The 22,529-nt window shown below is 74.2% G+C and carries 22 protein-coding genes; 15 read left to right on the plus strand and 7 right to left on the minus strand.

All coding sequences use genetic code 11. The features are described from left to right. Positions 1-3: 3 nt before the first annotated feature. Positions 4-912, plus strand: a complete 909-nt coding sequence (locus tag FB558_RS35945; protein ID WP_142061490.1) for a DMT family transporter — start codon at positions 4-6, stop codon at positions 910-912. 92 nt (positions 913-1,004) lie between these two features. Then, positions 1,005-1,829 (plus strand): sugar phosphate nucleotidyltransferase, encoded by an 825-nt coding sequence (locus FB558_RS35950; protein ID WP_142061493.1) that lies wholly within the window; start codon positions 1,005-1,007, stop codon positions 1,827-1,829. A 28-nt stretch (positions 1,830-1,857) separates the two neighbouring features. Here FB558_RS35950 and FB558_RS35955 read toward each other — a convergent pair whose 3' ends face one another. After that, positions 1,858-2,532 (minus strand): ArsR/SmtB family transcription factor, encoded by a 675-nt coding sequence (locus FB558_RS35955; protein WP_142061496.1) that lies wholly within the window; start codon positions 2,530-2,532, stop codon positions 1,858-1,860. An 88-nt stretch (positions 2,533-2,620) separates the two neighbouring features. On the opposite strand from FB558_RS35955, the gene FB558_RS35960 reads away from it, so the two are divergent. The 3 genes from FB558_RS35960 (at position 2,621) to FB558_RS35970 (ending at position 5,885) form a co-directional block, all read left to right on the plus strand. Further along, positions 2,621-3,280, plus strand: coding sequence for a TetR/AcrR family transcriptional regulator (locus FB558_RS35960; protein ID WP_142061499.1), 660 nt, complete (start codon positions 2,621-2,623; stop codon positions 3,278-3,280). After that, the gene (locus tag FB558_RS35965) at positions 3,277-4,227 is read left to right on the plus strand and encodes an MBL fold metallo-hydrolase (RefSeq protein ID WP_142061502.1); all 951 of its coding nucleotides are present in this window, start codon (positions 3,277-3,279) and stop codon (positions 4,225-4,227) included. The genes FB558_RS35960 and FB558_RS35965 overlap by 4 nt, the downstream gene beginning before the upstream one ends. An 83-nt stretch (positions 4,228-4,310) precedes the next feature. Continuing rightward, positions 4,311-5,885, plus strand: a complete 1,575-nt coding sequence (locus tag FB558_RS35970; RefSeq protein ID WP_142061504.1) for an AMP-binding protein — start codon at positions 4,311-4,313, stop codon at positions 5,883-5,885. 215 nt (positions 5,886-6,100) lie between these two features. Here the strand turns inward: FB558_RS35970 and FB558_RS35975 are convergent, their stop codons facing one another. Next, positions 6,101-6,445, minus strand: a complete 345-nt coding sequence (locus FB558_RS35975) for a hypothetical protein (RefSeq protein WP_142061506.1) — start codon at positions 6,443-6,445, stop codon at positions 6,101-6,103. A gap of 108 nt (positions 6,446-6,553) precedes the next feature. Here FB558_RS35975 and FB558_RS35980 point away from each other — a divergent pair, with 108 nt between their 5' ends. The 10 genes from FB558_RS35980 to FB558_RS36025 all read left to right on the plus strand — a co-directional run bounded on the left by FB558_RS35980 (position 6,554) and on the right by FB558_RS36025 (position 17,915). After that, complete coding sequence (locus tag FB558_RS35980) at positions 6,554-6,811, plus strand: DUF397 domain-containing protein (RefSeq protein WP_425468133.1); 258 nt, start codon at positions 6,554-6,556, stop codon at positions 6,809-6,811. A gap of 106 nt (positions 6,812-6,917) precedes the next feature. After that, positions 6,918-7,847, plus strand: a complete 930-nt coding sequence (locus FB558_RS35985; RefSeq protein ID WP_142061507.1) for a helix-turn-helix domain-containing protein — start codon at positions 6,918-6,920, stop codon at positions 7,845-7,847. Between the two features lie 9 nt (positions 7,848-7,856). Next, the gene (locus tag FB558_RS35990) at positions 7,857-8,810 is read left to right on the plus strand and encodes a pseudouridine synthase (protein ID WP_142061509.1); all 954 of its coding nucleotides are present in this window, start codon (positions 7,857-7,859) and stop codon (positions 8,808-8,810) included. 67 nt (positions 8,811-8,877) lie between these two features. After that, positions 8,878-9,900: a LacI family DNA-binding transcriptional regulator gene (locus FB558_RS35995; protein WP_142061511.1), complete on the plus strand. Its 1,023-nt coding sequence runs from the start codon at positions 8,878-8,880 to the stop codon at positions 9,898-9,900. A 19-nt stretch (positions 9,901-9,919) separates the two neighbouring features. Then, positions 9,920-10,945, plus strand: a complete 1,026-nt coding sequence (locus FB558_RS36000) for a LacI family DNA-binding transcriptional regulator (protein WP_142061513.1) — start codon at positions 9,920-9,922, stop codon at positions 10,943-10,945. 176 nt (positions 10,946-11,121) lie between these two features. Continuing rightward, positions 11,122-12,429 (plus strand): extracellular solute-binding protein, encoded by a 1,308-nt coding sequence (locus tag FB558_RS36005; RefSeq protein ID WP_142061515.1) that lies wholly within the window; start codon positions 11,122-11,124, stop codon positions 12,427-12,429. Beyond that, entirely contained in the window at positions 12,426-13,415 is a 990-nt protein-coding gene (locus FB558_RS36010) for a carbohydrate ABC transporter permease (protein ID WP_142061517.1), read from the plus strand. The genes FB558_RS36005 and FB558_RS36010 overlap by 4 nt, the downstream gene beginning before the upstream one ends. A 50-nt stretch (positions 13,416-13,465) precedes the next feature. Next, a complete protein-coding gene (locus FB558_RS36015) occupies positions 13,466-14,311 on the plus strand; it encodes a carbohydrate ABC transporter permease (RefSeq protein ID WP_425468138.1) in 846 nt (281 codons plus the stop codon). 39 nt (positions 14,312-14,350) lie between these two features. Beyond that, on the plus strand, positions 14,351-15,793 hold the full coding sequence (locus tag FB558_RS36020; RefSeq protein ID WP_246107004.1) for a GH1 family beta-glucosidase: 1,443 nt from the start codon (positions 14,351-14,353) through the stop codon (positions 15,791-15,793). Between the two features lie 100 nt (positions 15,794-15,893). Next, positions 15,894-17,915: a hypothetical protein gene (locus FB558_RS36025; protein WP_142061519.1), complete on the plus strand. Its 2,022-nt coding sequence runs from the start codon at positions 15,894-15,896 to the stop codon at positions 17,913-17,915. A 97-nt stretch (positions 17,916-18,012) separates the two neighbouring features. On the opposite strand, the gene FB558_RS36030 is transcribed toward FB558_RS36025, so the two are convergent. From FB558_RS36030 to FB558_RS36050, 5 genes are all read right to left on the minus strand, one after another. Next, positions 18,013-18,333 carry a hypothetical protein gene (locus tag FB558_RS36030; protein WP_142061521.1) on the minus strand — a complete coding sequence of 107 codons (321 nt, stop codon included), beginning with the start codon at positions 18,331-18,333 and terminating at the stop codon, positions 18,013-18,015. Between the two features lie 150 nt (positions 18,334-18,483). Beyond that, on the minus strand, positions 18,484-20,148 hold the full coding sequence (locus FB558_RS36035) for a sodium/solute symporter (RefSeq protein WP_246107005.1): 1,665 nt from the start codon (positions 20,146-20,148) through the stop codon (positions 18,484-18,486). Continuing rightward, positions 20,145-20,516, minus strand: a complete 372-nt coding sequence (locus FB558_RS36040) for a hypothetical protein (RefSeq protein WP_142061523.1) — start codon at positions 20,514-20,516, stop codon at positions 20,145-20,147. Before FB558_RS36040 ends, FB558_RS36035 begins: the two co-directional genes overlap by 4 nt. Continuing rightward, entirely contained in the window at positions 20,513-21,292 is a 780-nt protein-coding gene (locus FB558_RS36045) for a LytR/AlgR family response regulator transcription factor (RefSeq protein ID WP_142061525.1), read from the minus strand. The genes FB558_RS36040 and FB558_RS36045 overlap by 4 nt, the downstream gene beginning before the upstream one ends. Beyond that, the gene (locus FB558_RS36050) at positions 21,289-22,296 is read right to left on the minus strand and encodes a sensor histidine kinase (RefSeq protein ID WP_142062060.1); all 1,008 of its coding nucleotides are present in this window, start codon (positions 22,294-22,296) and stop codon (positions 21,289-21,291) included. The genes FB558_RS36045 and FB558_RS36050 overlap by 4 nt, the downstream gene beginning before the upstream one ends. Between the last annotated feature and the right edge of the window lie 233 nt (positions 22,297-22,529).

Consider the following 22,529-nt stretch of genomic DNA (forward strand, 5'->3'; position numbering starts at 1 on the left):
GCCATGTCGATCGTGCCCACCACGCGGACCTCTGGCCACTCGGTCCCACTCACCCTCGGTGCCGTCGCGATGGCGAGCGTCGGCGGGAGCGTCGCCGTCTCCGCCGAACTGGGTGACGCGCCGCTGTTCACCGCCCAGGCCGTGCGCTACGCCGTCGCCGTCCTGCTGCTGGTCGGGCTGGCCCGGGTCACCGGGAACCGCGTCCTGCGCCCGCGGGGCACCGAGTGGCTCTGGCTGCTCGCGGTGGCCGCGGTCGGGCTGGTGCTGTTCAACGTCGCGCTCGTCCGCGGTGCGGCGCACGCGGAGCCTGCGGCGCTCGGGGTCGCGGTGGCCTGCGTGCCCGTCGTCCTCGCGCTCGTCGGACCGCTGCTGGAAGGCGGCCGGCCGACGGCGCGCGCCGTGCTCGCCGCGGCCGTCGTCACCGCGGGTGCGGTCCTCGTGCAGACCGGGGGGCGCACCGACCTCGCCGGTCTCGGCTGGGCGGCGACCGTGCTGGCCTGCGAGGTCGGGTTCACCCTGCTCGCGGTGCCGGTGCTGCGCCGCCTCGGGCCGTGGAGCGTCTCGGTGCACACCTGCTGGCTCGCGACGGCCCAGCTCGTCGTGCTGGGCACGGTCACCGAGGGGCCCGCCGCCGTGACGGCGCTGCGCGCCCCGCACCTGCTGGCGATCGCCTACCTGGCGGTCGTGCTCACCGCGATCGCGTTCGTGCTCTGGTACTCCGCGGTGGGCCGGCTCGGCACCGCGCTCGCCGGTCTGCTCACCGGGGTGGCACCGGTGGCCGCGGCCGTCGTCGGCGTGCTGCTCGGCGCCCCGCTGCCCGGGCCCGCGGTCTGGGCGGGAACGGCGATCGTCGTGGCGGGACTGCTGACCGGGGTCCACCTGGCCCCGCGTGCGCCGAGCCAGCGGCACTGATCACAATTCCCCGCTTCGCGGATCGGGCACTATGGGTGGGAGCGAGGGGGCTGAGGGGGCTCCGTCACGACGACGGATGTTGTGGGGATTCGATGAAGGTCGTGCTGTTCTGCGGTGGGTACGGGATGCGGATGCGGGACGGGGTGTCCGACCTGCCCAAGCCGATGCACCCGGTCGGCCCGCGGCCGCTGATCTGGCACGTGATGCGCTACTACGCGCATTTCGGCCACAAGGACTTCGTGCTGTGCCTGGGGTACGGCGCGCACCACATCAAGGATTTCTTCCTGACCTATTCCGAGACCGCGTCCAACGACTTCGTGCTCCGCGGCGGGGACGTGCAGCTGCTGGGCAGCGACATCTCGGACTGGACGATCACGTTCGTGCACACCGGCGTCGACTCGCCGATCGGGGAGCGGCTGCGGCGGGTGCGCCGCCACGTCGAGGGCGAGGAGATGTTCCTGGCCAACTACGCCGACGTGCTCACCGACCTGCCGCTGGACTCGATGATCGACCGGTTCCGCCGCTCCTCGGCGGTCGGGGCGCTGCTGGCGGTGCCGCCGCAGTCGGCCTTCCACTGCGTGGACGTGGACGACGACGGCCTCGTGTCCGGGATCTCGACGTTGCAGGAGATGCCGCTGTGGGAGAACGGCGGCTACTTCGTGCTGCGCCCGGAGATCTTCGACTACCTGCCCCCGGGCGGCGACCTGATCGCGGACGCGTGCCGGCCGCTGGCGAAGGAGGGCCGCCTGCTGGGCTACCGGCACCGCGGGTTCTGGCAGCCGGCCGACACGGTGAAGGAACGGAACTCGCTCGAGTCGGCCTACCAGGCCGGCGACCGGCCGTGGATGGTCTGGGAGAACGACGCGCAGGACGTCGAGCCGCACCCGCTGCGAGCCGCCGTCCCGTCCTTCCGCTGACGCGCCGGCCCCGGCACGGGCTGCGCGGTCAGACACCGAGCAGCTCGTGCAGGGCCGCCGCGCCGTCGGGCGTCACCTTCACGGCGCGGTCCCCGCGGCGACGGGCGATCCAGCCGTTGCGTTCCAGCTGCGCACACAGGTGCGCTCCCGCCTGTCCCGCCAGGTGGGAGCGGCGCTCGGTCCAGTCCAGGCACGGCCGCGCCACCGGGCGCCGGGAGCGCGCGGGCACGAACCCCAGCTCCGCGGCGAACCAGTCGAGCCCGGCCGCGGTGAGGGCGAACCCGCCCCCGCGGTCGAGCAGCCCGCGAGCGCCGAGCGCGTCGGTGATCGCGACACCGAGCCGCCCGGCCAGGTGGTCGTAGCAGGTCCGGGCCTGCGCGAGCGCCGCGGCCGCCGTCACCGCGCGCAACCCGACGGGCGCCTCCTGACCGGGGTTCGCGTGCGCGGCCATGTCCTCGACGAGCTGCGCCACCTGCGGTGACGCCAGCTGCACGTACCGGTGCCTGCCCTGCCGCCGCTCGACCAGCAGCCCGCCGGCCACCAGCCGCCCGAGGTGCTCGCTCGCCGTCGACGGGGCCACCCCGGCCAGCCCGGCCAGCTCGCTCGCCGTCCAGGCACGGCCGTCGAGCAGCGCGACGCAGAACCGCGCGCGCGTCCGGTCGGCGAGCAGGGCGGCGAGATCGGCGAGGGCGGCGGCGGTCACGACCCGATCCTCCCGCAACCACGTTGCGGCGCCCACCGAACCGTGCGCGGCGTTGCTAAATTAATGAGCGCCAGCTAATTTAGCTCCCGTGCCCGACGAGCCCCGCCGCCCGCGCCGCGGCCGCCCTCCCCGCCGGGAGGGCCCCGACACCCGCACCCGCCTGCTGGACGCCGCTCTGGAGCTGTTCGCCACGCAGGGTTTCGCCGCCACGACGGTCCGCCAGATCGCCGAGGCGGTCGGCGTGCGCGACCCCGCGATCTACGCCCACTTCGCGGGCAAGCAGGCGCTCTACGACGCCCTGCTCGCCGAGATGGGACCCGTGTCGCTGCAGGCACTGGACGTCGACGTCGAGGAGCTGGCCGCGGCGACCCCGCACGACGCCGTGCCCGGGCTGGTGGACCGCCTGCTCACCGCGTGGGCGCAGCCGCGCGCCCTGCTCTTCACCAGCGTCCTGCTGCGGGAGGGGGCGGGCGAGCAGGGACCGCGGGGCATGGTCGAGCTGATCGAGGAGGCCCTGACCCGCCTCGCCCCACCGCTCGCGCACTGGCAGGAGTCCGGCCTGGTGCGCGGCGACCTGGCGGTGCCACAGCTGGTGTGGGAGCTCTTCGCCCCGCTGCACATCGCCCGGTTCCTCCACCTGCGCGCCGGTGCCGGCGCAGCCGACGTGGAGGCCGCGCGCCGCGTCGCCGCCGCGCACGTCGCGTTCTACCTGACCTGCGTCACCACCCGGGAGAGGAGCCCGTCATGACCCTGCCCACCTGCCTGCCCCGCGAGAGCGACGAACGACCTCCGGGGTTCGTGGCCCCGAACCTGAGCCCGCTCGGGCTGCGGCTGCTCCCCCACGAGCTCGCCCGCGGGGTCTGGGCGCTCATGGCCGACCAGCCGCCGAAGGACAACAACGGCCTGATCGTCGGCGAGCGCGCCGCACTGGTCGTCGACGCCGGCGTCACCCCGGACGTGGGACGGCAGATCCAGCGGGTCGCCGCGGAGCTGACCGACGTGCCCGTGCGCTACCTGGTCCACACGACCCACCACGGCGACCACACGTTCGGCGCCACCGCGTTCGGACCCGAGGTCACCGTGGTGACGTCGCGGCTGAACCGCGCCGCGATGGACGACATCGACCGCGAGCGCCGGATCCGCGCCGAGAGCATGGACGGCCGCCCGGAGGTGCTCGACGAGGTCACCCGGTGGCGGATGCCCGACGTGGTCTTCGACCGCTTCACCGAGATCGACCTCGGTGGGCGCACCGTGCAGCTGTGGCACTTCGGACCGGGCAACGGGCCCGGCGACACGATCGTCGTCGTGCCGGACGCCCGCACCGCCTGGACGGGCAACTTCCTCGGCCCGGCCGGCTTCCCCGGCATGCTCCTGATCGGCGACCCGGTCGGCTACCTGCGCTCCGTGCTCGCCATGCGGGCAACCCTCGACGTCGCGACGCTCGTCCCCGGTCACGGGCCGCTGGGCCCCGCCGAGCCCGGCACCAGCGCGTTCCTCGCCTACCTGGAGGTTCTCGCCGACCGGGTGCCGGCAGCCGTGGCCGCCGGGACCCCCGTGGAGGCGCTGTACGACACGGTGCCCGGTGTCGAGCCGCCGCCCGGCCTGCCGCCCCGGTACCGCGCCGTCGTGCGCTCCCTGCACCACCTGAACATCCTGCTCACCTACCGGTGGGCGCAGGCCGCGCTCGACCGCTGATCACCGCGGTGCCACGGCGCCGTGTCATTGCGTGACCTTGACTACCGTCAGGATCACGCCATACTCGGTCCGGGAGGTTCGCCATGGCCAGTGCCCACACGGACCCGTTCTGCCGCGACCACCTGCCGCCCCGCGAGCAGTGGCCGCAACTGCTGTTCGAGCTACCGGAGCTGCAGTACCCCGCGCAGCTCAACGCCGCGCGCGAGCTGCTGGCCGGCCCGCCGGGGGACCGGCCGTGCGTCCGGGGCGGCGGTGAGCGGTGGACCTACGGCGAGCTGCGCCACCGGGCCGCACAGGTGGCCGCGGTGCTCACCGACGACCTCGGCCTCGTCCCTGGCAACCGGGTGCTGCTGCGCGGCCCGAACGAGCCGTGGCAGGTCGCGTGCTGGCTGGGCGTGCTGCTCGCCGGTGGTGTCGCCGTCTCGACCATGCCGATGCTGCGCACGAGCGAGCTCTCCGCGATCACCGAGCTCTCCCGGCCTGCGCTGGCCCTGGTCCACCACGGGTTCACCGACGAGGTGCCTGCCGGGTTGCGGACCGTCGCCTACGGGGCGGACGCGGAGCTGACCGACCGGTGCGCCGCCCACGACGGCGTGTTCACCGCCGTGGACACCGCGGCCGACGACGTCGCGCTGCTGGCGTTCACCTCCGGCACCACCGGGCGGCCGAAGGCCACCATGCACCTGCACCGCGACGTGCTGGCCATCGCCGACACCTTCTCCCGGCACGTGGTGCGCATGCAGCCGTCCGACGTCGTCACGGGAACGCCGCCGATCGCGTTCACGTTCGGGCTCGGCGGGCTCGTGGTGTTCCCGCTGCGCGCGGGCGCGAGCACGGTGCTGCTGGATCGCGTCACCCCCGACCAGCTGGCCGACGCCGTGGCCGCGCACGGCGCCACCGTGCTGTTCACCGCGCCCACCGCGTACCGCGCCATGATCGCGGCCGGGAAGGCGGACCGGCTCGCCGGCCTGCGCCGCGCCGTCTCCGCGGGCGAGACGCTGCCGGCGAGCGTCTGGCACGCCGTGCACGACGCCACCGGCCTGAAGATCATCGACGGCATCGGGTCCACCGAGATGCTGCACGTGTTCATCTCGGCCGCCGACGACGACATCCGCCCCGGCAGCACCGGACGCGCCGTGCCCGGCTACCGCGCCGCGGTCCTCGACGACGACGGGCACCCGGTGCCCGACGGCACGCCGGGGCACCTGGCGGTCCGGGGCCCGACGGGGTGCCGCTACCTGGACGGCGACCGGCAGGGCAGCTACGTGCGGCACGGCTGGAACCTCACCGGTGACACCTACGTCCGCGACGCCGACGGCTACTTCACCTACCTCGCCCGCAGCGACGACATGATCGTCTCCTCCGGCTACAACATCTCCGGCCCGGAGGTGGAGCAGGCGTTGCTCGGGCACCCGGACGTCCTCGACTGCGCGGTGGTCGCCACGCCCGACGAGGAGCGCGGCGCGCTCGTCACCGCCTACGTGGTGCTGCGCGAGGGCGCCGTGCCCGACCCCGCGGCCCTGCAGGATCACGTCAAGCAGGTGATCGCGCCCTACAAGTACCCGCGGCGGGTGGAGTTCGTGGCGCAACTGCCGCGCACCAGCACCGGGAAGCTGCAGCGCTACGTGCTGCGCGAGCGCGCGGCCGGGGGACGCTGACGGGGTGGCGCCGGCCGGCGGCGAGCCGGGACGCCCCCGCCTCGGGGCCCGACGGGACCGATCCTGCCGGCGGGGCGTGCGGCCCTGTGCGCGCTGGGGGCGGCCGCACCTCGGCGGCCCGCACCGGGCGCCGCACGCCGCCGCCGAGCAGGGTTACGCGGGGCCCGGCGCGTGCGGGCCGGACCCGGTGGCCGGGGGGAGCAGGCGGCGGGACACTAGGACGCGGCGCGGCTGCGCTCGGCGTCGTAGGTGCGGCGGGCCATGTCGGCGATCCCGTGGATCACGCACGGCCACGGTGTGGTGGGCAGCCCGGTGCCGCCCTTGGTGCAGGTGCGGCAGCGGCCCGCGCGGTCGGGCACGTGCTGGGCCAGCAGGCGCTGCCAGACCTCGACCATCGGCGCGAGCTCGGCGGCCACGCGCTGCTGCTCGAGCACCGGGCCGTCGGGCTCGGCGCGCACCGCGGCGGCCGGCCCGTCGACGGGGCGTGGCGCTGCGGTGCGGTCGAGCGCGAGGCCGCTGACGCGTGCCGAACCTCGGCTCGCCCCCCAGGAGTAACTCATGCCGTCCCCCGTTCGCTGCGGTGCCACCCGGACGGGTGGCGCTCGTCGCACCCTGATCGTGTCCTTCCTACCTTGCATCCGCAAGTGCCAGTGCATGAGCATCTGCACGTGCAACTCGCTTCAAGGAACATCTGCAGGGACGCCCCACGGGACGCCCAGGACACACAGTGGGCCCTCACCTGGCGCAAGAGCACGGCGAGCAACCCCAGCGGCAACTGCGTTGAGCTGGCAGAACTCGCCGGTGGGCAGATCGCGCTGCGGAACTCGCGGTTCCCTGCGGGGCCGGTGCTGGTCGGGACCCGCGACGCCGTGGCCGCGTTCCTGCGCGCGGCCCGTAGCGGAGAGTTCGACGATCTGGGAGGCTGACGACCATCTGCGCACGCTTGCCGTCCGTGCGAATGCACGGCAGAGTGACTGTTCTCACTACGCTGTGCTGTGAAGGACAGGCATCAGAACACGCCCGGGGGAGCCCATGATCGCCGTGCCCGACGACGCGGAAGCCGAACCGTTCGGCCGGTCCGTCCTCGACCCGGTCACCACCCCGGCGGTCAAGGGCCCCGTCACCGGGCCCACGGTGCTCCGCATCGGCCTCGGCGGTGCGCTGCGGCGCCGCCGCGAGGCCGCGGGCGTCACACGGGAGCGCGCGGGCGAGGCGATCCGCGCGTCGCCCGCGAAGATCAGCCGGCTCGAGCTCGGGCGCGTCGGGTTCAAGGAACGCGACGTCGCCGACCTGCTCACCGCCTACGGCGTGCACGACCCGGCGGAGCGGGCCGAGTTCCTCGACCTCGCGCGCCAGGCCAACACGCCCGGCTGGTGGCACCGCTACTCGGACCTGCTGCCCGGCTGGTTCGAGACCTACCTCGGCCTCGAGCAGGCCTCGTCGGTGATCCGGAACTACGAGATCCAGTTCGTGCCCGGGCTCCTCCAGACGCGCGACTACGCCCGCGCCGTCACGATGCTGGGCCACAGCGACCCGGTGGAGGTGGAACGGCGCGTCGAGCTGCGGATGCAGCGCCAGGAGCTGCTCACCGGCCCCAACCCGCCCACGCTGTGGGCCGTGGTCGACGAGGCGGCCCTGCGCCGCTCGCTGCTCGGGCCCGCGCAGTACCGCGACCAGATCACCCACCTCATCGAGATGAGCGAGCTGCCGCAGATCTCGCTGCAGGTGGCGCCGTTCTCCTACGGCGGCCACGCGGCGGCGGGCGGCCCGTTCGCGATCCTGCGCTTCGCCGAGCCGGACCTGCCCGACATCGTCTACCTCGAGCAGCTCACGAGCGCCCTGTACCTGGACAAGCGCGCCGACGTCGAGCACTACGCCGCCGTCATGGACCGGCTGTGCGCGCAGGTGGAGCCGCCGGACCGCACCATCGAGATCCTCACCGCGATCCGCGACGAGATCTAGGAACGCCCGCTGAGGCGCAAGCTGAAGTCCCCGCTGCCCCAGCGGCACGGCCTCGACCCCGTCCGGCTGCGCACACCCGTGGCGCCGCCGGAGGGTGCTCCGTGGGCCACCATGCGCGACCACCTGGTCGAACGGCTGCCCCGGGTCGAGCCGGCCCGCATCGACGCGATGCTGCGCGAGGAGCGGATCGTGGGCCTCGACGGGCCGATCGGTCCGGACGCGCCGTACGTGGCGGAGTCGTTCCTGTGGTTCCACCGGGACCTGCCCGACGAGGTCCCCGTCCCGTTCGAGATCGGCGTCGTGCACCGCGACGAGGAGCTGCTCGTCGTCGACAAGCCGCACTTCATGGCGACGATCCCGCGCGGGCGGCACATCGTCGAGACCGCGCTCGTGCGCCTGCGCCGCGAGCTGGACCTGCCGGCGCTCTCCCCCGCGCACCGGCTCGACCGGGTGACCGCGGGCCTGCTGATGTTCGTCGTGCGCCCGGAGCGGCGCGGCGCGTACCAGACGATGTTCCGCGACCGGCGCGTCCGCAAGACCTACGAGGCGATCGCCCGCCACGACCCCGACCTGTCCCTCCCGCGCACGGTGCGCAGCCGGATCGTCAAGGAGCGCGGGGTGATCCGCGCCTACGAGGAGCCGGGCCCGCCCAACGCCGTCACGCACGTCGAGCTGCTCGCGCACCGCGCCGGCCTCGCGCGCTACCGGCTGACGCCCGAGACGGGCCGCACCCACCAGCTGCGCCTGCACATGAGCAGCCTCGGCGTTCCCCTGCTGGGTGACGACTTCTACCCCGTCCTCACCGACCGCGCGCTCGACGACTTCCGCCGCCCGCTGCAGCTGCTCGCCGCGGAGCTGGAGTTCCGGGACCCCGTCACCGGGCAGGAGCGCCGGTTCCGCACCGGACAGCAGCTGCAGGCCTGGGACTCCTACACCGACTGGGCCGCCGACCGGAGGTCGTGAGTGGATACGAGTGCCAGGACACTCGTATCCACTCACGGCCTGCTCGCCGCCCTGCCATCCTGTGCCCATGGCCGCGCGACACACCGGACGCGACGCGCCGACACTCGAGTCGGTGGCGGCGCGCGCAGGTGTGTCGCGGGCCACGGCCGGGCGGGTGCTCGCCGGCTCCCCGACCGTGGGCGACGAGGCACGGGAAGCCGTGCTGAAGGCCGCCGACGAGCTGTCCTACGTCACCAACCGCGCCGCGCGCTCCCTGATGACGCGGCGCAGCGACTCGATCGCCTTCGTCGTCGGTGAGCCCGAGGAGCGGTTCTTCGCCGACCCCCACTTCGCGCTGGTGCTGCGCGGCGCGCACGCGGCACTCGCAGGCCAGGACGTGCAGCTGGTGTTCAGCATCCTCGCCGACGCCGCGGACCGGGAGCGCTTCGAGCGCTTCGCCCGGGGCGGGCACCTCGACGGGGTGGTCCTGCTGTCGCTGCACGGCGACGACCCGCTGCCGCAGCGGTTGATCTCCGCAGGCGTGCCCGTCGTCCTGCTCGGCAGGCCGTTCTCCCCCGTCCCCGGCCTCACCCACGTCGACGCCGACAACGTCGGCGGCGCGTGTTCGGCGGTGGACCTGCTGGTCGAACGCGGGCGCACCCGTCTCGCGACGATCACCGGCCCGCAGGACATGACCGTCGCGACGGACCGGCGCCACGGCTTCGAGACGCGCCTGTCCGCGCACGGGCTGGAGAGCCACGGTGCCGTCGACGGGGACTTCTCGCTCGAGGGCGGGCGCCGGGCGATGCGGGAGCTGCTCGAGGCGGCCCCCGAGCTCGACGGGGTGTTCGTCGCCAACGACCTGATGGCGCTCGGCGCCCTGGCGGAGCTGGCCGACTCCGGCCGGGTGGTGCCCGACGACCTCGCCGTCGTCGGGTTCGACGACTCCCCGCTCGCCGCGTCGGCGCAGCCGGCCCTGACGACGGTCCGGCAGCCGATCGTCGCGATGGGCGAGGCGGTCACCTCCCGGCTGCTGCAGGTCATCGAGAACGGCGAGCCGCTCGCCCCCCTGGTGGTGGAGACCGAGATCGTGGTGCGCGCCAGCACCTGATCTTGAGATGCTTGCCGGCATGACCGCGCTGCGACCCACCGGACGCCCGGCCCCGACGCTCGAGTCGGTCGCCGCGCGCGCCGGCGTGTCCCGGGCGACCGCGGGGCGGGTGCTCGCCGGCTCCTCGACCGTCGGGGCGCAGGCCCGGGACGCGGTGCTGCGCGCCGCCGCCGAGCTGTCCTACGTCACCAACCGCGCCGCCCGCTCCCTCATGACGCGCCGCAGCGACTCGATCGCCTTCGTCGTGGCCGAGACCGAGGAGCGCTTCTTCGCCGACCCGTACTTCGCGCTCGTCCTGCGCGGCGCGCACACCACCGTCGCCGAGCACGACGTGCAGCTGGTCTTCACCATCCTGGCCGGCGAGGAGGAGCGCAGGCGCTTCGAGCGCTTCGCCCGGGGCGGCCACCTCGACGGCGTGATCTTCGTCTCGCTGCACGGCGACGACCCGCTCCCGGGTGCGCTGCAGGCGGCCGGGATCCCGGTGATCCTTGCGGGCCGCCCGTTCGCGGCCACCAGCACGATCCCCTTCGTGTCGGCCGACAACGTCGGGGGCGCCCGCTCGGCCGTGCGGCTGCTCGTCGGGAAGGGGCGGCGCCGGCTCGCGACGATCGCCGGACCGATGGACATGACCCCCTCGATCGACCGGCTCGCCGGCTACGAGGCGGAGCTCGCGGCGCAGGGCCTGCGCGGCCACGGCGTCGCGGAGGGCGACTTCTCGGTGGCGGGTGGCCGCCGGGCGATGGAACAGCTGCTCGCCGCCGAGAACAGCATCGACGGGCTCTTCGTGGCCAACGACCTGATGGCGCTCGGCGCGCTGCAGGCGCTCGCCGAGGCGGGGCACCGCGTCCCGCAGGACGTCGCCGTCGTCGGCTTCGACGACTCGCCGCTGGGAGCCTCCGCCCGGCCGGCGATCACCTCGGTGCGCCAGCCGATCGTCGCCATGGGCCAGGCGCTCGCCGAACGGCTGCTCGCCGGCATCGAGAGCGGCGAGCCGCAGGACCCCCTCGTGATGCCCACCGAGATCGTGCTCCGCGAGTCCGTGTAAACGGCCTCCGCTTCGCCCCGGCGGGCTCGCGGGCCCCTGTGCCCGCTTCACATCGGCAGGCGTGCTGGTGCACCGGAACGGGCGCAGGCGCTGAGAGCGCTCTCTTGACAGCCACCCACTTCATCCGTGCCCCTCAACCGGACCCGTGAGAGCGCTCTCACCGTTTCGGAGGATCAATGCAGACCCCACGCAGGACGGCGGTCGTCACGGCCGCCCTCGCCACGAGCAGCCTGCTGTTGCTGACCGCCTGCGGCGGTTCGAGCGGCTCCGGTGACACCGGCCCGGCCCCCGGCGAGCCCGTCGAGATCTCGGTCGCCCTGTTCGGCACCATGGGCTTCGACGAGGCCGGGCTGTTCGACGAGTACGAGCGGCAGAACCCGGGCGTCACGATCCGGTACGAGTCCACCCAGGGCGAGACGAACTACTGGCCCGCGCTGCAGACCCGGCTCGCCTCGGGCACGGGCGTGGCCGACGTCCAGGGCATCGAGGTGGCCCGCATCGCCGACGTCACCACCAACCAGCCGGACATGTGGACCGACCTGCGCGAGACCCCCGCGGGCGAGGCACTCGACGGCTACCTCGAGTGGAAGAGCGACGCCGCCACCACCGAGGACGGTGCCGTGCTCGGCCTCGGCACCGACACCGGGCCGATGGGCATCTGCTACCGCCAGGACCTGCTCGGCCAGGCCGGCCTGCCCACCGACCCGGCCGCGCTGGCCGCCGAGATGCCGGACTGGAACGCGTTCCTCGCGCTCGGCCAGCGCTACCAGGCCGCGGCTCCCGCCGGTTCGGCCTGGCACGACTCCGCGGGCGGGCTGTTCAACGCGATCATCTCGCAGGAGAGCGAGCTCTACTCGAACGCCGCGGGCGAGCCCGTCCACGACACCAACCCGGTGATCCGGTCGGCCTTCGACACCGCCGCCCGCGCCGGGCAGTCCGGCCTCACCGCGAAGCTGGAGCAGTTCCTCGACCCGGCCTGGGACCAGGGCTTCGCCTCCGGTTCCTTCGCCACGATCGCCTGCCCGTCCTGGATGATCGGCTACATCAAGGGCAAGGCGGGCGACGCCGGCGCAGGCCAGTGGAACGTCACGACGCTGCCCGGCGGTGACGGCGGCAACTGGGGCGGCTCCTACCTCGGCATCCCCGCCGTGAGCGAGAACAAGGAGGCGGCCGGCCGGCTGATCGCCTGGCTCACCGCCCCCGACCAGCAGGAGCGCGTCTTCCGCGAGGTGGCGAACTTCCCGTCGCGCACCGCGGCGGTCGAGGCGGTCTCCGACGCGACCGACCCGTACTTCAACGACGCGCCGATCGGCGAGATCTTCTCCCAGTCCGCCACGTCCGCCCCGGTGCAGACCATGGGTGCGAACGACGGCGCCATCGAGGAGGCCGTCGTGCAGGCCCTGCTGTCGGTCGAGACCACCGGCACCAGCCCGGAGCAGGCCTGGACCAACGCCGTCGACACGATCTCCAACCAGATCGGATGACCCTGCAGGTCGAACGTCCGTCCCCCGGGGAGCGGACGCCGCCCCCGGGGGACGGGTCCACGCCCCGGTCGAACTGGCGCTCGCGGCTCTACGCCTTCGAGGGCCGGTCGGCGCCCTACGTGTACGTCGCCCCCTTCTTCCTGGCGTTCGGCGCGTTCGGGCTCTTCCCGCTGCTCTACACGGCGTGGGTCAGCCTGCACTCCTACCGGCTCGGCAGCCGGATGCGCTGGAACGGGCTCGACAACTTCGGCTGGCTGTTCGCCAACCCCGACTTCTACAACGCGCTGTGGAAGACGTTCACCATCGGCGTGCTGTCCACCGTGCCGCAGCTGCTGATGGCGCTCGGGCTGGCCCACCTGCTCAACTACAAGCTGCGCGGCCGCACGTTCCTGCGCGTCGCGATGCTCATGCCCTACGCCACGTCGGTCGCGGCGGCCACGCTGGTGTTCGCGCTGATCTTCGGCCGCGACCAGGGCCTCGTGAACGGGCTCATCGGGCTCGTCGGGATCGAACCGATCGACTGGCGCAACGGCGACTGGACCGCCCAGATCGCCATCTCCACCATCGTGATCTGGCACTGGACCGGGTACAACGCGCTGATCTACCTCGCCGGGATGCAGTCGATCTCGAAGGACCTCTACGAGGCCGCGGCGATCGACGGCGCCAGCCACTGGCGCCAGTTCCTGCACGTGACGATCCCCGGCCTGCGCCCGACGATCATGTTCACGATCATCGTGTCGACGATCGGGGCCAGCCAGCTGTTCGCCGAGCCGCTGCTGTTCGGCGGCGGCACCCCCAACGGCGGTTCGGTGAACCAGTACCAGACGCTCGGGCTGTTCATGTACGAGCAGGGCTGGCACTACGGGCAGCTCGGGCGCGCGGCCACCGTCGCCTGGGTGATGTTCGTGCTGATCATCGGGCTCGTCCTGGTCAACACGCGGGTCTCGCGCAGGCGCCGCGCCGCAGGAGAGGACCTGCTCTCGTGACGATCGTCGACGAACGCACCGCCGCGGCACCCGCCGCGCCGCGCCCTCAGCTGCGGCCCGCCCGCGAGTCCGGCGGCGCCAACGAGCGTGCCGGCTGGGTGGTCTACACGATCCTCGGCACCACCACGCTGGTGTTCATCGCGCCCTTCTACTACATGCTCGTGGCGGCCAGCAGGCCGATGGCGGAGATGAACGTCTTCCCGCCGCCGCTGCTGCCCGGTGACGACCTGTTCGCCAACATCGCCACCGCGGTCCAGCAGCAGAACATCGGGCTCGCGCTGTGGAACTCGCTGGTGGTCTCGACCACCGTCACCGTCGCCACGGTGCTGCTGTGCACGCTGGCCGGGTTCGCGTTCGGCAAGCTGCGCTTCCGGGGCCGGAACGTCCTGTTCGGCATCACGCTGGGCACGATGATGATCCCGCCGACCCTCGCGGTGGTGCCGCTGTACTCGATCATGGCCGACCTGGGGCTGGCCGGCACGCTGCCCTCGGTGATCCTGCCGTCGCTGTGCACCGCGTTCGGCGTGTTCTTCATGCGCCAGTACCTGGTGCAGGCGCTGCCCGACGAGCTGCTCGAGGCCGCCCGCGTGGACGGGGCCACGTCGCTGCGCACGTTCTGGAGCGTCGTGCTGCCGATCGCCCGCCCGGGCGCCGCCGTGCTCGCGATGCTGACGTTCATGACGGCCTGGAACGACTTCTTCTGGCCGGTCATCACCCTGAACTCGACGAACCCGACCGTTCAGGTGGCGCTGAACAACCTCGGGAGCGGATACGTGCCCGACACCGCGGTGATCATGGCAGGCACCCTCGTCGGCACGCTGCCGGTGCTCGTGGTGTTCCTGCTGCTGGGCCGCCAGATCGTGAGCGGCATCATGGCCGGTGCGGTGAAGGGCTGAACCGGCCGCACCGACGGCCGGACTACGGAAGGACCTAGAGTGACCACCATCCAGGCAGCACCGGACACCGACGTGCTGCAGTTCCCCCCGGGATTCCTCTGGGGGTCCGCCACCGCGGCCTACCAGATCGAGGGCGCCGCCGCGGAGGGCGGGCGCACCCCGTCGATCTGGGACACCTACTCCCACACGCCGGGCCGGGTGCTGAACGGCGACACCGGCGACGTGGCCGACGACCACTACCACCGGTTCCGCGAGGACGTCGCGCTGATGGCGCAGCTGGGGCTGACCTCCTACCGGTTCTCGGTGTCGTGGCCGCGGATCACGCCGCAGGTCACCCCCGACGCCCTCGGGCCGGTCAACCCGGAGGGCGTGGCCTTCTACACCGAACTGGTCGACGAGCTGCTCGCCCACGGGATCAGCCCGTCGATCACGCTCTACCACTGGGACCTCCCCCAGGCGCTCGAGGACGCCGGGGGCTGGGCCGACCGGCGCACCGCCGAGCGGTTCGGTGAGTACGCGGAGGTCGTCGCCGCGGCGCTGGGCGCGAAGGTGCCGCTGTTCATCACCCTGAACGAGCCGTGGTGCAGCGCCTACCTCGGCTACGCGAGCGGCGTGCACGCGCCGGGCCGCACCGAGCCCGCCGCCGCCCTCGCCGCGGTGCACCACCTCAACCTCGCCCACGGCCTCGCGACCGCGGCGATCCGCCGCGCCGCCCCCGCGGCACGGGTCGCGATCACGCTGAACCTCGCCTGGGTGTGCCCGGAGAAGCCCGACTCCGTGCTCGACGCCGAGGCCGCCCGCCGCGTCGACGGCCTGCAGAACCGGGTCTTCCTCGACCCGGTGCTGCACGGCAGCTACCCCGCCGACGTGCAGGCCGACACCGCCGCCGTCACGGACTGGTCGTTCGTGCACGACGGCGACCTCGACGTGATCTCGGCCCCGATCGACGTGCTCGGCGTCAACTACTACTCCCCCACCCCGGTGCGGCACTGGACGCGCGAGCGCCCGAAGGAGAACGCCGACGGTCACGGCGACGGCACCGCCAGCCCCTGGATCGCCTGCGACGACGTCGAGTTCCCCACCCAGCACGGTCGCAAGACCGACATGGGCTGGAGCATCGACCCGCGCGGGCTCACCGAGCTGCTGCTGCGGGTGGCCCGGGAGGCGCCCGGCCTGGCGATCATGGTCACCGAGAACGGCGCGGCGTTCCCGGACGTCGTCGACGCCGAGGGCCGCATCGTCGACACCGAGCGGATCGACTACCTGCGCACCCACCTCGCCGCCGTGCACGAGGCGATCGGGGCGGGGGCCCCGGTGACCGGCTACTACGTCTGGTCGTTGCTGGACAACTTCGAGTGGGCGTGGGGCTACGCGCGGCGCTTCGGGATCGTCCACGTGGACTACGAGACGCAGGTCAGGACGCTGAAGGACAGCGCCTTGTTCTACGCCGACGTGATTCGGCGAAACGCTCTGCCGCAGTAGAACGACTCCTTCACGGACGGACCCCGGCCGCGGCGACGGCCGGGGTAGTCTTGTCGCCGGTCGTCCGGCCGGCATGATCCATACCGAAACGGAGGTCGGGGTGCGGCTCGGAGACGAGAACGATCTCCCCGACGAGGGCGCAGCCGACAACCACGACGCCTCGCCCCGCGAGACCGAGGGCCCCCTCGACCTCGCGGCGCTGCGAGCCGACGACGAGTTCGTCGAGCGGCTCGGCGCCGGGCTCGTCGCCCCCCGCTCCGTGCCCGGCACCGCCCGCGGCACCGACGACGAGCTCGTCGCGATGCTCGCCGCATGGGTGGCCGAGGTCCGTCCCGATGCCGCGGCCTCCGGCGCCCCGTCGATCGGTGCCCCGTCCGCAGGCACCGCAGCGACCGGCACCGACGACACGGCCGTGATCGCCGCCGGTGCGTCCGGTGCCGCGGTCGCGGGAACCGCCGGGCCGGCCGCCGTCGCCGGTCCGCGGGGCGACCGCGCGGAGGACGACACGCCGGAGGGCGCAGGCGAGGGCGCAAGCGAGGGCACGGAGGAGCGCACCGGCAGCCACGCCCCGGCGGCCGTCACCCCGCTGCGGGGCAGGCACCGCGTCGTCACCAGCCCCTACACCCGCCGCCTCGCCGTCGCGGCCGCCCTCGTCGTGCTGGCCTCTTCGGGCGTGGCCGCCGCCGCGTCGGACGCCGAGCCGGGCGGGGTGCTGTGGCCGGTCTCGAAGGTGTTCTACGCCGAACGCGCCCGCTCGGTCGAGGCCGCGATCCAGGTGAGCACGCACCTCGAGCAGGCGCGCACCGCCCTGCGCGAGGGGCGCGCCGACGACGCCGCCCGCGAGATCGCGGGAGCCGCGTCGCAGCTGCCCGTCGTGCGCCCGGACGAAGGCCGCGACGAGCTCGCCCAGGCCCAGCAGCAGCTCCTGGACGTCATCGACGGTGCACCCCTCGGCGACGAGGCAGGCGACCCGGACACCCCCGACACCCCCGACACCCCGTCGTCGCCGACCGATGACGAGAGTGCGCTGGCCGCACCCGGCCCCGAGGGCGACCTGCCCCCCGGCGTCCCCGCGTCGCCGGACGCCCAGGCCGCGCCCGACGCCCAGCCCGGACCGGACGTCCAGAACGCCCCCGAGGTCCCCGGCGAGCCCGACGCCGCCACCGGCGCCGACCCCGGTGCCGGCCCGACCGGCGAGCCCGCGCCCGACCAGCCGCCGGCCGCGGATGATCCCGCTCCCCCGTCGGGCTCCGAGGGCGCGGACGGCGACGAGGGGAACACCCCCGTCCCCGGCGACGGGACACCCGCGCAGGACGAGGGCGACGAGGACCCCGCGGAGCCGACCGAGGCGGAGGACGGGGCACCCACGTCTGACAGCGGATCCGAGGACTCCGACTCCGAAGGCTCCTGGGACTCCGGCTCCGAAGGCTCCAGCTCCGACGGTTCCGACTCCGAGGGGTCCGACTCCGAAGGCTCCGACTCCGAAGGCTCCGACTCGCAGGACGCGGGTGACGACTCCGGCGAGCCCGACGCGGAGTCGCAGCCCGACGGTGGCGACACGGAGGGCGACGCAGGGGGCGACGGGGCCGGATCCGACGGCGGGTCCGCGGAGTCGGCCGACGAGAGCGGCAGCGGTGGCGGTGCGAGCAGCGCCCGGTCGGTCCCTGAGGCCGGCGGCGACGAGCCGGCCACCGACGACGCGGCGGAGGACGCGGCGGAGGACGCGGCCGACGACACCGCGGGCGACTCCGACGAGCAGTCCCCGAGCTCGGGCGACTCGGACGAGGGCTCCGAGGAGGGCGGGTCCGACGAGAACACCTCCTCCGGCGGCGAATCCGGCGACAGCAGCTCCGGCGAAGACGATTCCGACGACGGTTCGGGCGAATCCGGCAGCGACGATTCCGGCGAGAGCGACTCCGGCAGCGACCCCGAGGAGAACGACAGCTCCGGCAGCTCCGACGAGCGCAGCTCCGACGACAACGCGGACGACAACGCGGACGGCGACTCGGACGACGGCAGCTCCGGCGACGACTCCGGCGACTCCGGCGACTCCGGCGGTTCGCTGCTCCGCCCCCTCACGGACGCGCTGACGTCCGCCGTGAGGGCCATCACCGGCGGCTGACCCGCACGGCTCCGAAGCGGGATTCGCGTGACGAACGGCACTTTCGTCGGCTAGGTAGCGACGAGAGTGTTCGTCCGGGTGGGAGCCTGGCGCGCGGTCAGGGCGGCGGCCGGTCCTCCGCGGTCGTGGGGCGTCGCCGGGACACGGCCACGAGCACGGTGGTCTCCGTGGGTGAGTGGTTGTGCAGCGTCACGACGTCCACGCCGACGAGCCAGAGCACGGCTCCGGTCCCGAAGCTGCGCCGCCCGCCGGCCGGGCACTCCAGGGCGAGCTCGCCGTGCTCGACCACCACGAGCGCATCGCGCCACTCGGCCTCGTCGTAGGGCCGGGAGGCGCCGGGCGCGATCGTGACGACCCGTCCCGCGAACGACGGGCCCAGCGGCCTGCCGAGGAAGGTGACCGCATCGTCAGCGTCCACCGTCGGCTCCCCGCCGGTGCACCTCGACCGGCCCGGCGGAGGCCGCCCGGTCACCACCCCGCCCCGCCGCGCCCGTCGCTGTCGTCATGCGGGATCTGACCGGCGGCGGGCCCGGAACTCATCGCCCGGCGCCCGGCCGCGGGTTCGCACTCAGCGCCGTCCCGGCTCGCTCTCGTCCAGGTGCAGGCGCAGCATGGCCGCCGCCGCCCAGGCGGGCGGGCGGCCACGCAGGGACACGAGCACCATCGTGGCGAACGCCAGCGGCACCGACCACAGGGCGGGCTGGCCGAGCAGGATCCCGGCGAGCCCGGGCGGGGCGCCCAGGAACAGGTCGACCCCGATCACGCCCGCGGACGCGAGCAGCCCGGTGACCATCCCCACGACCGCGCCCTGCGCCGTGAGCCGCCGCCACCAGATCCCGAGCACGAGCAGCGGGCAGAACGTGGAGGCCGCCACGGCGAACGCGGAGGTGACCAGCACGCCGACGTCCACGCGGCCCGCGGGCAGCGCGAGCAGGACGACGCCGAGCGCCGCGACGAGCGGGGTGAACCGCAGCCGGCGCAGCGTGCTCGGCACCAGGTCGTGCGACAGCGCGCCGGACACCGCGAGCAGCAGCCCGAGCGAGGTGGCGAGGAAGGCCGCGAAGGCGCCGGCGGTGAGCAGCGCGGTGAAGGTCGTGCCCACCGGGCCGGAGTCGACCCGGGCCGGGAGCGCGACGACCACGGTGTCCGTGGCGCCCGAGAGGTACAGCTCCGGCAGCAGCGCCGCGCCGAGCAGCCCGTACACGGCGGGGAACAGGTAGAACACGCCCAGCATGCCGACGGTGATCGCAGCGGTGCGCCGGGCGCCGCGCCCGTCCGGGCTGGTGTGGAAGCGGATGAGGATGTGCGGCAACCCCATCGTCCCGAGCACGGTGGCGACCAGCACCGACCACGTGGCGAGCACCGGGTACCCGCCCGGGTCGAGCAGCGGGCGCGACCAGTCCGCGCCGCCCGGCGGGCCCGCGCCGACGTGCGGCACGGCACTGCCCGCGCCGAACACCCACGTCTGCCCCGCCTCCACCGGGTACTCCCCCGGCGCCAGCTCCCGCTCGGGGTGCCCGGGCAGCGTCACGCGCGTGGGCTCGGTGATCGTGAGGTCCAGGTCCAGCTGGAACTGCACCGGCGTGTCGGCCTCGAAGCGGCTGAACTCCACCGGGGTGAGCGCGTCGCGGCGGGTGTCCGGTCCGACGTGCAGCACCAGCCAGACCGCCGGCACGATGAACAGCACCAGCTTGAGCACGAACTGGAACGCCTGCACGTAGGTGGCCGCGCGCATGCCGCCCAGGGCCAGCGTGACGCTCACCGCGGCCCCGGCGATCACCACGCCCACCCAGTACGGGCTGCCGCTGACCGCCCCGAGCACCTGTCCCGCGGCGGTGAACTGCGGCACCAGGTAGAGGTAGCCGATCACCAGCACGACCACGGCCGACAGCTTCCGCAGCCCCGGCGAGCCCAACCGGGCCTCGGCGAAGTCGGGCACGGTCAGGGCGCCGGTGCGGCGCATCGGCGCGGCCACGAGCGCGAGCATCGCGACGTAGCCCGCCGCGAAGCCGACCGCGTACCAGAGCGAACCGACCCCGTCCTTCAGGACGAGGCCCGCGATCCCCAGGAACGACGCCGCCGACAGGTACTCACCGGACACGGCGGCCGCGTTCACGGCCGGCGAGATCCGCCGCGACGCCACCAGGAAGTCCGAGGTCGTTCGCATGGCGGCGACCCCGCGCGCGCCGATCAGCAGGGTGATCAGCAGTACCGGGACGATCGCGAGGATCACCGGCGCGTCCGGGGCCGGCGGCGAGGCCGCTCGATGCGCTCGGCCGTGCGCAGCTGCCAGGTCGCGAGCAGTGCGAGCAGGGGGAAGGGCAGCACGGCGACCGCGAGCCAGGAGACCGGAACCCCGGCCACGCGCACGTCGTCGAGGCCGGGGAGGGCGGCGAGCAGCAGCGGCAGCCCGAGCAGCAACGCCCCGAGCAGCCCGAGCACGACGAGCGCGTACCGCAGCTGCACGCGGTGGATCCCGCGGGCGCGCTCCGCGTCGGCAGGCGCGAGGTGCGGTGGAGCGGCCGGGGCGCCGCTCCGCCGCCCGGCGAGCGCCACCCGGGTCTGCGGGCTGGTGACCGCGACGCGGCGCTGGTGCCTCACCGGGCGGCCCGCCGGTCCGGGGGTTCGAAGGCCCCGCGCGTGGCGGCCTCGAGCAGGTGCTCGCGCAGCTCGCGGGCGTGGCGGCGGCTCACCGGCACGTCGCCGACGTCGGTGTGGGCGAGCAGCCCTCCGGACAGGTCGCTGCGCAGCTCCCGGACCGCGGGCACCGCCAGCAGGTAGCTGCGGTGCACGCGGCTGAACCCGGCGTGCTGCCAGTGCTCCTCCAGCCGCGAGATCGGGATCCGCACCAGGTGCGCACCGGTGGGCGTGTGCAGCCGCACGTAGTCACCCTGCGCCTCGACGAAGCGCACGTCGTCGCGCCGCACGAACCGGGTGCGCCCGGCCAGCTCGACCGGCACCGCGGCGAGCGCGTCGACCGGGGCCGGGGCCGGCGCGGTGTCCGGGGCGGAGAAGCGCCGCACGCGGGTGAGCGCCGCGGCGAGCCGCTCCGCGCTCACCGGCTTGAGCAGGTAGTCCACCGCACCGATCCCGTACGCGGACGCCGCGTGCTCCTCGTAGGCCGTGACGAACACGATCATCGGCGGGTCGGTCATCCGGGCCAGCAGGGAGGCCAGCTCGAGCCCGTTCATCCCCGGCATCGAGATGTCGAGGAACACCACGTCGAGCGGGCCCGCCTGGATCAGGCGCAGTGCGGTGATCGGGTCGCCCGCGCGGGCGACGTCCCCGACCTCGGGCGACTCGCGCAGCAACCGGACGAGCTCCGCCAGCGCCGGCGCGACGTCGTCGACGGCGAGCACCCGCAACGGGCGCGTCATGCCACCACCACCCCGGGTTGGAAGCGCGGCAGCCGCAGCAGCACCCGGGTGCCCGCGCCCTCCGCGGTCTCGATGACGAGGCCGTACCCGGCTCCGTAGACGGTACGCAGCCGCCGGTCGACGTTCACCAACCCGAGCCCGGCCCCCGACCCGCGGCCCGCGAGGACGGCCGCGGCGTACCCCGGCGACATGCCGGGGCCGTCGTCCTCGACCGCGATGACGCACTCCGTGCCGTCCGCCTCACCGCTCACCTGGACCAACCCGCTGCCGCCGGGCAGCTCCACCCCGTGCCGCACCGCGTTCTCCACCAGCGGTTGCAGTGCCAGGTAGGGCAGTGCGACCGGCAGGATCTCCGGCGCGATCCGCACCTGCACCTTCAGCCGCTCGCCGAGCACCGCCCTGGCCAGCGCGAGGTAGGCCTCGATCGCCCGGAACTCGCCCGCGACCGTGGTGTACTCGCCGTGGCGGGCCAGGCTGTGGCGGGTGTACTCGGCGAAGTCCAGCATCAGGTCCCGCGAGCGCTCCGGGTCGGACTCCACGAACGACGCGATCGCGGTGAGGCTGTTGTAGACGAAGTGCGGCGAGATCTCCGCGCGCAGCGCCCGCAGCTCGGCCTGCTCGGCGACGGCGGCCGACTCCTCCAGCCGGGCCCGCTCGAGGGCCTCGCCCACCCACAGCGCCGCCTCCCGCGCGGCGGACGCCGGGACCGCGCCCGCCACCACGAGCACCCCCGCGAGCTCGTCGCGCGCGTGCACCGGCAGCGCGACCGTGGCGGCCGCGGACGCCCGGGCGTCGGTGCGCAGGACGTCGTCCGCGAGCTGCTCGGCGGCCTCGACGTCGGCCGGGCGCCCCGCCCACAACAGCCCGTCGTGCAGGCCACCGAGCGCCACCGCGTCGGCGTCGAGGAGGCGGCGCAGGCCGCGCGCCGCCGCCGCGGCGTCCGGGCCGCCGATCCCACCGCGCAGGTTCGCCGCGATCCGGCGCCCTTCGGCCAGCGTGCTCATCGCGCCGCCCTTCCGGCGCTCCGCCGGTCTCACCGCGCGCGGGCGCACGACCGCGCCGCCCGCCGCCCCCTGCGTGGTCCCGTCCGCGGGCTCGCCCGCCGCCCCGCGGCGCCCCCAGCGCCACCTGCGGCGGGAATCCTCTGGCGCGGGATCCGCGTCCACTGCAACCATCGCCGCCTCCGTCGCCGAACAGGGTGACGTTAGGTCACCCGGACCGGTCGGTGCCAGCCGCA

Origin of the sequence: Pseudonocardia kunmingensis, from assembly GCF_006716445.1 — a bacterium.
In the GTDB taxonomy this organism is placed as follows: domain Bacteria; phylum Actinomycetota; class Actinomycetes; order Mycobacteriales; family Pseudonocardiaceae; genus Pseudonocardia; species Pseudonocardia kunmingensis.

Bases quoted from the DNA above. Each gene is read 5' to 3' on its own strand.
- FB558_RS36045 (WP_142061525.1), bottom strand. From the start codon at position 21,292: ATGACGCGCCCGTTGCGGGTGCTCGCCGTCGACGACGTCGCGCCGGCG.
- FB558_RS35985 (WP_142061507.1), top strand. From the start codon at position 6,918: ATGATCGCCGTGCCCGACGACGCGGAAGCCGAACCGTTCGGCCGGTCC.
- FB558_RS35950 (WP_142061493.1), top strand. From the start codon at position 1,005: ATGAAGGTCGTGCTGTTCTGCGGTGGGTACGGGATGCGGATGCGGGAC.
- FB558_RS35965 (WP_142061502.1), top strand. From the start codon at position 3,277: ATGACCCTGCCCACCTGCCTGCCCCGCGAGAGCGACGAACGACCTCCG.
- FB558_RS36005 (WP_142061515.1), top strand. From the start codon at position 11,122: ATGCAGACCCCACGCAGGACGGCGGTCGTCACGGCCGCCCTCGCCACG.
- FB558_RS35995 (WP_142061511.1), top strand. From the start codon at position 8,878: ATGGCCGCGCGACACACCGGACGCGACGCGCCGACACTCGAGTCGGTG.
- FB558_RS36010 (WP_142061517.1), top strand. From the start codon at position 12,426: ATGACCCTGCAGGTCGAACGTCCGTCCCCCGGGGAGCGGACGCCGCCC.
- FB558_RS35945 (WP_142061490.1), top strand. From the start codon at position 4: ATGTCGATCGTGCCCACCACGCGGACCTCTGGCCACTCGGTCCCACTC.
- FB558_RS36000 (WP_142061513.1), top strand. From the start codon at position 9,920: ATGACCGCGCTGCGACCCACCGGACGCCCGGCCCCGACGCTCGAGTCG.
- FB558_RS35970 (WP_142061504.1), top strand. From the start codon at position 4,311: ATGGCCAGTGCCCACACGGACCCGTTCTGCCGCGACCACCTGCCGCCC.
- FB558_RS36050 (WP_142062060.1), bottom strand. From the start codon at position 22,296: ATGAGCACGCTGGCCGAAGGGCGCCGGATCGCGGCGAACCTGCGCGGT.
- FB558_RS35975 (WP_142061506.1), bottom strand. From the start codon at position 6,445: ATGAGTTACTCCTGGGGGGCGAGCCGAGGTTCGGCACGCGTCAGCGGC.